Origin of the sequence: Streptomyces sp. TRM64462, assembly GCF_013362995.1 — a bacterium.
Lineage (GTDB): Bacteria > Actinomycetota > Actinomycetes > Streptomycetales > Streptomycetaceae > Streptomyces.
On sequence record NZ_JABWDV010000277.1, the window covers coordinates 1 to 9507 of the forward strand.

Annotated in this window: 10 protein-coding genes; 1 reads left to right on the forward strand and 9 read right to left on the reverse strand. The window is 71.9% G+C overall.

Features of this window, described 5'->3' with window-relative positions; genetic code table 11:
- Positions 1-86: 86 nt before the first annotated feature.
- From HTZ82_RS13165 to HTZ82_RS13180, 4 genes are all read right to left on the reverse strand, one after another.
- Positions 87-2672 carry a bifunctional FO biosynthesis protein CofGH gene (locus HTZ82_RS13165; protein WP_175409540.1) on the reverse strand — a complete coding sequence of 862 codons (2586 nt, stop codon included), beginning with the start codon at positions 2670-2672 and terminating at the stop codon, positions 87-89.
- Positions 2673-2703: 31 nt separating this feature from the next.
- Positions 2704-3534 carry an LLM class F420-dependent oxidoreductase gene (locus HTZ82_RS13170; protein WP_175409541.1) on the reverse strand — a complete coding sequence of 277 codons (831 nt, stop codon included), beginning with the start codon at positions 3532-3534 and terminating at the stop codon, positions 2704-2706.
- Between the two features lie 69 nt (positions 3535-3603).
- On the reverse strand, positions 3604-3825 hold the full coding sequence (locus tag HTZ82_RS13175; RefSeq protein ID WP_175409542.1) for a DUF397 domain-containing protein: 222 nt from the start codon (positions 3823-3825) through the stop codon (positions 3604-3606).
- Complete coding sequence (locus HTZ82_RS13180) at positions 3804-4652, reverse strand: helix-turn-helix transcriptional regulator (protein ID WP_175409543.1); 849 nt, start codon at positions 4650-4652, stop codon at positions 3804-3806. Before HTZ82_RS13180 ends, HTZ82_RS13175 begins: the two co-directional genes overlap by 22 nt.
- A 170-nt stretch (positions 4653-4822) precedes the next feature.
- Here HTZ82_RS13180 and HTZ82_RS13185 point away from each other — a divergent pair, with 170 nt between their 5' ends.
- On the forward strand, positions 4823-5050 hold the full coding sequence (locus tag HTZ82_RS13185; protein ID WP_175409544.1) for a hypothetical protein: 228 nt from the start codon (positions 4823-4825) through the stop codon (positions 5048-5050).
- A 13-nt stretch (positions 5051-5063) separates the two neighbouring features.
- Here HTZ82_RS13185 and HTZ82_RS13190 read toward each other — a convergent pair whose 3' ends face one another.
- The 5 genes from HTZ82_RS13190 to HTZ82_RS13210 form a co-directional block, all read right to left on the reverse strand.
- A complete protein-coding gene (locus HTZ82_RS13190; RefSeq protein WP_175409545.1) occupies positions 5064-5381 on the reverse strand; it encodes a cupin in 318 nt (105 codons plus the stop codon).
- Positions 5382-5542: 161 nt separating this feature from the next.
- Positions 5543-7111, reverse strand: a complete 1569-nt coding sequence (locus HTZ82_RS13195) for an APC family permease (RefSeq protein ID WP_175409546.1) — start codon at positions 7109-7111, stop codon at positions 5543-5545.
- Positions 7112-7350: 239 nt separating this feature from the next.
- Positions 7351-7764 (reverse strand): PaaI family thioesterase, encoded by a 414-nt coding sequence (locus tag HTZ82_RS13200; protein WP_175409547.1) that lies wholly within the window; start codon positions 7762-7764, stop codon positions 7351-7353.
- Complete coding sequence (locus HTZ82_RS13205; RefSeq protein ID WP_175409548.1) at positions 7761-8732, reverse strand: threonine/serine dehydratase; 972 nt, start codon at positions 8730-8732, stop codon at positions 7761-7763. The genes HTZ82_RS13200 and HTZ82_RS13205 overlap by 4 nt, the downstream gene beginning before the upstream one ends.
- Before the next feature lies 1 nt (position 8733).
- A partial coding sequence (locus tag HTZ82_RS13210) for a proline hydroxylase (RefSeq protein ID WP_217624049.1) occupies positions 8734-9507 on the reverse strand: 774 nt, incomplete at its 5' end.

Sequence of the window (9507 nt, forward strand, 5' to 3'; positions counted from 1 at the left end):
CGAAGAGCTTGGGGGAGATTGAGGAGCGGGGGTTCGGGGGCAGAGCCCCCGATTCGGGAAGGGACGGGGTGGGGAAGAAAAGAACCTCAGTCCGTCAGCACCGGCAGCAGCTCCGGCAGATGCCCGTCCGACGCCTCCGCCGCCCGCCGCCGCTCCTCCGGCACCTCGCCGTACAGCGTCGTACGCGCCCGCGCCGGGCGCCCGGCCGCGTCCGCGATGGCGACGAGGTCCCGCACCGACTTGTACGAGCCGTAACTCGACCCGGCCATCCGCGAGATGGTCTCCTCCATCAGCGTCCCGCCCAGGTCGTTGGCCCCGGAGCGCAGCATCTCGGCGGCGCCGTCCGCGCCGAGCTTGACCCAGCTCGTCTGGATGTTGGTGATGTGCGGGTGCAGCAGCAGCCGAGCCATCGCCGTCACGGCCCGGTTGTCGCGGGCGGTCGGCCCGGGCCGTGCGATGCCCGCCAGGTACACGGGCGCGTTGGTGTGCACGAACGGCAGGGTCACGAACTCCGTGAACCCGCCGGTCTCCTGCTGAAGGCGGGCCAGCGTCCGCAGGTGCCCGAGCCAGTGGCGGGGCTGGTCGACGTGCCCGTACATCATGGTCGACGACGACCGCAGGCCCAGTTCGTGCGCGGTCCGCACCACCTCGATCCAGGTGGCGGCGGGCAGCTTGCCCTTCGTCAGGATCCACCGCACCTCGTCGTCGAGGATCTCGGCGGCGGTCCCCGGGATGGAGTCGAGCCCGGCCTCCTTGGCGGCGGCGAGCCACTCGCGGATCGAAAGGCCGGTCCGGCTGGCCCCGTTGACGACCTCCATCGGCGAGAATGCGTGCACATGCATCCCCGGCACGCGTTCCTTCACGGCCCGCGCGATGTCGAAGTACGCCGTGCCGGGCAGGTCCGGGTGGATGCCGCCCTGCATGCACACCTCGACCGCGCCCACGTCCCACGCCTGCGCGGCCCGGTCCGCGACCTGGTCGAGGGAGAGCGTGTAGGCGTCGGCGTCGGTGCGGCGCTGCGCGAAAGCGCAGAAACGGCAGCCGGTGTAGCAGACGTTGGTGAAGTTGATGTTGCGCGTGACGATGTACGTCACGTCGTCACCGACGCTGTCGCGCCGTACGGCGTCCGCGATGCGGCACAGCGCGTCGAGGGCGGGCCCGTCGGCGTGCAGCAGGGCGAGGGCCTGGTCGTCGGTGAGCCGCGTCGGATCGTCGGCGGCCTGCGCGAGGGCGTCCCGTACGTCGGTGTCGACGCGCTGCGGTACGAGGCCGGGCGCGGCGGCCTCGCGGAGGGCGTCCCAGTCGCCGTACACGGCGTCGAAGTCGTCGCGCCGGTCGCCCGTGCGCCCTTCGGTGTCGATGGTCCGGTGCAGATCGGTCCGGCCGCTCGCCGTGAACGCCTCGTCGGGCTCCTGCCACGGCAGCCCGGCCGGCAGCGCGTCCTCGCGGGCCAGGCCCGTCTCCGGGTCGGCCAGCGCGGTCACGTGCGGCAGCAGGCGCGGGTCGAGCCAGGGCTCGCCGCGCCGCACGAACTCCGGGTACACGCAGAGCCGTTCGCGCAGCTCGAACCCGGCGGTCCGCGACCGCTCGGCGAGCTGCTCGATCTGCGGCCAGGGCCGCTCCGGGTTGACGTGGTCGATGGTGACGGGCGAGACGCCGCCCCAGTCGTCGATGCCGGCGCCGATGAGCCGCTCGTACTCGCCGTCGACGAGGTTCGGCGGGGCCTGGAGGCAGCCGGAGGGGCCCATGAGGTGCCGCGCGACGGCGACGGTGGCGACCAGCTCGTCCAGTTCGGCGTCGGGCATGCCGCGCATCGCGGTGTCGGGCTTGGCCCGGAAGTTCTGGATGATCAGCTCCTGGACGCCGTGGTAGGCGCGCGCCACGCGGCGCAGCGCGAACAGCGACTCGGCGCGCTCCTCGTACGTCTCGCCGATCCCGATGAGCAGCCCGCTGGTGAACGGGACGGAGGACCGCCCGGCGTCCTCCAGGACGCGCAGCCGCACGGCCGGTTCCTTGTCGGGTGAGCCGTGGTGCGGCCCGCCCGGCTCGGACCAGAGCCGCTCGGCGGTGGTCTCCAGCATCATGCCCATGGAGGGCGCGACGGGCTTGAGCCGCTGGAAGTCGGTCCAGGTCATCACGCCGGGGTTGAGGTGGGGCAGCAGCCCGGTCTCCTCCAGGATCCGGATGGAGACGGCGCGTACGTACGCGATGGTGTCGTCGTAGCCGTGCGCGTCGAGCCACTCGCGCGCCTCCGGCCAGCGGTCCTCGGGCTTGTCGCCCAGGGTGATGAGGGCTTCCTTGCAGCCGAGCGCCGCGCCCTTGCGGGCGATGTCCAGCACCTCGTCCGGCGACATGAACATCCCGTGCCCGGCGCGGCGCAGCCTGCCGGGGACGGTGGCGAACGTGCAGTAGTGGCACTTGTCCCGGCACAGCCGGGTGAGCGGCACGAACACGCTCTTCGAGTACGTGATGACCCCGGGCCGCCCGGCGGCCGCGAGGCCCGCGTCGCGCACGCGGGCGGCCGATGCGGCCAGGTCGTCCAGGTCCGCGCCGCGCGCCTGGAGCAGGACGGCGGCCTCGGTGACGTCGAGCGCGACGCCGTCCCGCGCGCGCTTCAGGGCACGGCGCATCGCGTTCTCGGTCGGGGGGCGGCCGGTTCCGGTGCTGGTCATCCCCCGAGCATACGAGCGGTGACCACCGCGGTCAGAGGTACCGGGCGTAGTCGTCCAGAACGCGCAGCACCTCGTCCGCGCCGGCGGGCGGGAGCTGGACGACGACCTCGTCGACGCCGAGGCCCGCGTAGTGCGCCAGCTTCCCGGGCGTGGGCCGCACGGCGTACGGCACGACCCGCAGCGCCTCCGGATCCCGCCCGGCGCGCTCCCACGCCCGGCGCAGGGCGGGGACGTTGTCGCTGAGCCCGCTGCCCCCTATGGGCAGCCACCCGTCGGCGTGGGCGACGATGTCGTCGAACAGCGTCGGCCCGGCGGCCCCGCCGAGAAGGATGCGCGGGGCGCCGCCGCGTACGGGCTTGGGGAAGGCGAGTGACGGCCTGACGGACGCGAACTCCCCCTCGTACCCCGTGGGTTGATCCGCCCACAGGGCACGCATGAGCCCCATGTGGTCCCGCACGCGCGCCCGCCGGGTCTTCCACTCGACGCCGTGGTCGGCGGCCTCCTCCCGGTTCCATCCGAAGCCGACGCCGAGGGTGAGCCGCCCGCCGGACAGGTGGTCGAGCGTGGCCACCTGTTTGGCCAGATCGATCGGGTCATGCTGCGCGACGAGCGTGATCCCGGTCCCGAGCTCCAGCCGCTCGGTCACGGCGGCGGCCTGCGCCAGCGCGACGAACGGGTCGAGCGTCCGCCCGTACTCCCGCGGCAGCTCGCCCCCGGCGGGGAACCCGGTGGCGCGCTCCACGGGGATGTGCGTGTGCTCCGGCACGTACAGCCCGGCGAACCCGCGCTGCTCCAGTTCGCGCGCGAGCCGGACGGGCGTGATGGTCTCGTCGGTGAGGAAGATGGTGGCGGCGATGCGCATGCGGGCCCCTCTGCCTGTGCGGTCTCCTGTCAGCCCAACGCTACGAGCGGGGCGCAGGATTCCGACGACTCACGGGCAGGCGCGGAGTCCGCCGTGCGATATGGCCGCGACGAAGGACGACCAGGCGTCCGCCTGGAACACGAGCACCGGCCCGTGGGGCGCCTTGCTGTCACGGACGGGGACGGTGCGGAGGTTGTCGGCGACCTCGACGCAGTTGCCCCCGTCCTGGTTGCTGTAGCTCGACTTGCGCCAGTGCGCGGCGCTCACGTCTATTCGTGGGGCGGCGGACATGGGACTTCCTCCAGTACTCGCTGTACGAACTCCACCGACTGCTGCGGGGACAGTGCGTGGTCGCGGAGTCGATCGTAGCGATGCATCAGTTCATCGACCCGCTCGGCCTCCTCGACCAGCTCCCCGCTGTATCCAGTCTCCACCCAGGCGACCGTCATGCCATCCGGCAGGCGCAGAAACGCTGTGTCGGTGTTGAGCATCTCGTGCACCCCAACCGAGAACGGGAGGACCTGCACCCTGACGTTCGACCACGTAGCAGCCTCGACAAGGTGAGCCAACTGCTCCCGCCACGCGGCCAGTTCCGTCAGCCCCCGACGCAGCACGGACTCGTCGAGAATGGCCCGGAACTTCGGAGCCTCGTCACGGGTGAGCAGCTTGCGACGACTGAGGCGAGCGTCCACCTGCTGGTCCAGCCCTCTCCCCGGCTCCATACCGCCCAGCATGAGCATCTGATGGGCGTACCCCCTGGTCTGGAACAACCCCGGCACCGCACAGGTCGAGTACTGCTGAATGCTCGTGGCCTTGGCCTCCAGCTTCATGTAGCGGCGGTACCTCGCCTTGAACTGCGGCGTGTCCCCAACCGCGAGCTCCCACAGGGTCAACAGCACGCCCGACGTGCTGTAGTACTGGTCCAGGGCCTCGACGACGTCCACGCTGCCCAGCGTGGCCCCCTTCTCCATCTTTCCGAACAACGACCAGTCCCAGCCCAGCGCCGCGCCCAGCTTGCGGAGGCTGTCGCCGCGCTTCTCCCGCAGCGACCTCAGCTCCTCGGCGAAGCGGCGGCGAGGCTCGTTGCTTCGGCCAGTGACACCACAATCCGGCTCCATGCGGCCCCCCTCTGTGGAAGGTGTGGAACGGGCTGCCGTACGTCGTGGCAGGGCAGCCCGGCCACAGGCGATCGCTCTGTGCTCCGCGTGCATCCTCGTGACACCCGGTATACGAAGCGTATGCCGAACGTCACCCTCCCATGTGCGGAAATCACGAACGGAGTTGAGCCATGGCCACGGCAGAACACACGGCATTCACACGGTTCAAGGAGGTCATGGACGCCCGGGACGCCCTCGCCGGCGCGCTGCGGCAGGCGGGCATCCAGCTCCCCGCGCTGGACATCCGGGCCACCGGACGGGAGGGCGACCCCGGGTACGGGCTCGTCGACCTCGGCGTGTGCGCCGCGCCCGTCGCGCACCAGCTCGCGTCGGTGATCGCCCGGGGGGCGGCACGCTGACGCGTCGGTCGTCCTAGTCGTTGACCGCCGTCAGCAGGAACGCCGTGTCCGTCACGGCCGTCAGCCCGTGACGCTCGTGCGGGAGCAGAAACAGGTCCCCCATCGTCAGCTCGATCTCATCCGACGCGCTCTTGAACTTCACGACCCCGCGCAGAACCTGGATCGACGCGGCCGGTGGCGCGTTGTGCTCGTCGAGCTTGGTGCCCGCGGTGAGCGCGATCACCGTCTGCCGCAGGGGCCGCTCCCGCAGGATCAGGTTCGCGCTGCGGCCGTGCTCGCTGCGGTGGGCGGCGACCATGTGTTCCTCGGCGATGGCGTAGAGGTCGTACATACGTCCACCCTGCACCGCTCGCCACGCGACCGCACGGGGAGCGCGTACGGGCCGGTGAGGCGGACCCAGGGGGCTGCATACCCCCGGAGAAACGCGACGCGCGGCCGGGGCGTGATGCCCCGGCCGCGCGTGATGACCGAAGGGGGAAGGCGGGCCGTGTCTCAGTCCGCGACCACGAGAGCGGGCGTCTCCTTCGTCAGCACCTCGCCGCGGAAGAACGCCGGGCTGCGGCGGTGCATCCAGGCCATCAGGACCACGCCCACCAGCAGCAGGCCGACACCGATGACGAAGACCGAGCCGACGCCGAAGACCGCCGAGCCGCTGCCGTACGCCGGGTCCCACATGTCCTTGAGGGTCTGGGCGAACACGGCCGTGAGCATCAGGCCGCCGAGGCCCGGCAGGACGCCCTTCACGAACAGGTCGCGGGCGGAGCGGGTCAGGTCGCGGCGGAAGAACCAGACGCAGGCGAAGGCGGTGATCGCGTAGTAGAAGCAGATCATCAGGCCGAGCGCGTAGATCGTGTCCACCAGGACGTTCTCGCTGACCAGGCTCATCACCGAGTAGAAGACGCCGGTGGCGACGCCCGCGACGATCGTGGCGCGGCCCGGGGTCTTGTGGACCGGGTGCACCTTCGCGAAGGCGGGCGGGAAGGCCTCGTACGTCGACATGGCGAGCGCCGTGCGGGCGACCGGGATGAAAGTCGTCTGGAGGCTGGCGGCGGCGGAGGCCAGGACGGCGACGAAGAGCAGGATGCCCAGGCCGGAGCCCATGATCGGCGCGGCGAGCGTCGCGAAGACGTTGTCGGCGGTGTCCGGGTTGCCGAGGCCGAGGCCCTTCTCGCCGATGCCGGCGTACATCTGCACGGCGATGGCGACCATCAGGTACGAGGAGACGATCACGACGATCGCGAGCAGCGCGGCGCGGCCGGGCGTGCGGGCGCTGCCGATGCTCTCCTCGTTCACGGAGAGGCAGGTGTCCCAGCCCCAGTAGATGAAGATCGAGAGGGAGAGGCCCGCGGTGAAGGCGGCGAAGGAGTCGACCGCGAACGGGTTCATCCAGGACCAGGAGAAGGACAGCGACCCGGCGATCTCGCCCGACTTGGTCACGGCCATGGCCGCGAACAGCACGATCACGACGAGCTGGAGCCCGACGAGGGCGTACTGGAGCCACTTGGTGGCGGTGAGGCCGCGGTAGCTGACGACGGTGGCGGCGGCCACGAACGCGAGCGTGGTGAGGATGTGGACGGCCTTGTTGCCGTCGAGTGCGGCGATGGCCGGGTTGCCGGTGATCTCGCCCGCGGTCAGCCAGAAGAAGGAGGTGGCGACGCCCGCGAGGTTGGAGAGGACGACGACGGTGGCCACGAGGAGGCCCCAGCCGCACATCCAGCCGACCTTGGGGCCGAAGGCCTTCACGGACCAGGTGAAGGAGGTGCCGCAGTCGGGGATGGCCCTGTTCAGCTCGCGGTAGGCGAAGGCCACGAGGAGCATGGGCAGGAACCCGGCCAGGAAGATGGCGGGCATCTGGAGGCCGACCTCGCTGACGGTCGGGCCGAGAGTCGAGGTCAGACAGTAGACGGGGGCGACGGTCGAGATGCCGATGACGGCACCGCCCATCAGCCCGACGGAGTTCCCGCCGAGTCCCTTGGTACGTACGCCGCCGCCGCTCCCGTCTGGCGCGGGAACGTTCCTTACCGTGTCTCCGGCCTGGGGCCGTGCTTCCACCTGGGTCATGAGAAGGACCGTAGGTGCTGCGGTTTCCACATCCGGAGTATCGAACTCCGCGATCTCCCCCTTGGGTTATGCGGGACGAAACGGCCAGTTGGCAAGGAATAAAAGATCAGTTCACCTTTGAACCATGTCTTTAAGCGTCGTGACGACAGGTGTTCGATATACGGGAACCGTAGCGGTGCCCGATTTGCCCGTTTGAAAAATTTCCCGTGCTTGTTTTCGGGCACCGGCGCATCGGGGCCTCAGCCGAGCAGCGCGTACACGGTGGAGGCCCGCGCCGCGGGCTCCGTCCCGCCCTCCGCGACCATGCTGACCTCGGCGAACGCCATCCGCCGCCCGAGCTTGGAGATCCGCGCGTCCACCAGTACGTCGGCCCCGGTCACGGCCCGCAGGAACGACGTCGACTGCTGCACGGTCGTCATCGGTACGAAGCCCCCGCGGGCGCAGGACACCGCCAGGACCGTCGCCGTGTCGGCGGCCGCCATCAGCGCCTGCCCCGACATCCCGCCCCCTTCCCGCGCCAGCCCGGACGACCACGGCAGCCGCAGCACCGCGTGCCGCTCCCCCGTCTCCTCCACGATCAGCCCCAGGTCGAGCACCCAGGGCGCGAAGTTGTCGGCCAGCACCTTGTCGGCTTCGGCGAGTGTCAGCGTCATGCCCCCGATGGTGCCGCGCCGACGGGCTCCCCACCAGATGACGACGCCGCCAGGTCGCCGGGATCGGTGTTGGCGCCGCACAGGACGACGGCGACGCGCTCGCCCTCGGACGGGGCGTAGGCGTGGAGGCCCGCGAGTGCGGTGCCCGCGGCGTGCTCGACGGCCAGGCGGTGGTCGTCCCACAGGGCCTGGCGGGCCCGGACGATCGCGGCGTCCGGGACGAGGACGGAGCAGACGTCGTACTGCTGGGCCGCGTACAGCGCCATGGGCGTGACCCGGCGGGCGCCCAGCGAGTCGGCCGCCACCGAGTCGACGGGGACGTCGACGACCTCGCCCGCCGCGAGGGCCGCGTTGAGGGCGCGGCAGTTCTCCGGTTCGGCGGCCACGACCCGTACGCCGTGGTGGTGCGCGGACGCGGCGACCCCCGCGAACAGCCCGCCGCCGCCGACGGCGACGACGACCGTGTCCAGGTCGGGAAGGCGCGCGTGCAGCTCCTCCATGAGGGTGCCCGCGCCGGCGGCGATGAGGGGATGGTCGTACGCGTGCGAGGCCAGCGCCCCGGTGTCGGCGGCGAACTTCCGGCAGGCGTCCAGCGCCTCCGCGTACTCCCGGCCGACCAGCCGCACGTCGGCGCCGTACGCGCGCAGCCGGGCCACCTTCACGGCGGGCGCGGTGGCGGGCAGGAAGACCGTGGCCCGCGCGCCCTCGGCGCGTGCGGCCCAGGCGCAGGCCAGGCCCGCGTTGCCGCCGGACGCGATGGTGACGCCGGAGTCCGGGAGCGTGCCGGACTCCTGGTGGGCGCGGATGAAGTTGATCGCGCCGCGCGCCTTGAAGGTGCCGGTGTGCTGGAGGTGCTCCAGGGCGAACCATGTGCCGGGCGTGTCGGCGGGTGCGACCGCGAGGGGCCGCACGCGCCCGGCGACCCGCTCGGCGGCGGCGGTGACGTCCTCGTGCGTCAGATGGATCATGTCAGGACCATACGACGAGCCGGCCCTTCGTCGTCAGGCCGAGGAAGAAGGCGAAGGCGATCCGCCGCCCGGGGCCGGTGCCGGCCGCCACGGCGTGGAAGTGGACGGGGTTGATGAGCAGCGCGTCCCCCACGTGGGGCGGCAGGTCGACGCGCTGGTGGCCCTCGACGGCCGAGGGCAGGAAGCCGTACGCCTCGCGGTGCCCCTCGTCGCCCGGCTCCCAGCGGCGCCGCCACACGCTCGTGGCGCCGCCGGCGGCCGGGACGCTCACGTACAGGTTGAACGCGAGCTGCGCGACGACGTCCTGGTCGAACAGACCGTCCGGGAACTCGCGGTTGACGTCGTCGTAGTGCATGAGCATCCCGGCGTTGGCCTCCCGCAAGGTGCCGCCGAAGACGGCCCGGCCGCCGATGGTGGCGGGCTCGACGGGGGCGCCCCAGGCCGTACCGAGCCGCTCGAAGGCGACCGCCAGGGGGTCGGGGTCCATGCCGGCGCGGCTCCAGCCCTCGTGGGCGGCCTCGGCTTCGGGCCAGTAGCGCTCGGCGTCGAGGCCACCGCCGGGCCGCCGGTAGTCGTTGAGCGAGGGACCGAGCCGCAGCACGGGGGTGGGCACCCGGTCCGCGTCCATGAGCGCGACGGGCAGCCTGTCCAGCGCGTCGGTCACGGCCCGGCACGCGGCGGCGCCGAGGAACCCGGGGACGCGCACGGCGGCGAGGGTGCCTGCCGCGAGGCGGGCCAGGTGGCGGCCGGTGAAGGCGGGCGCGTCGACGGCCAC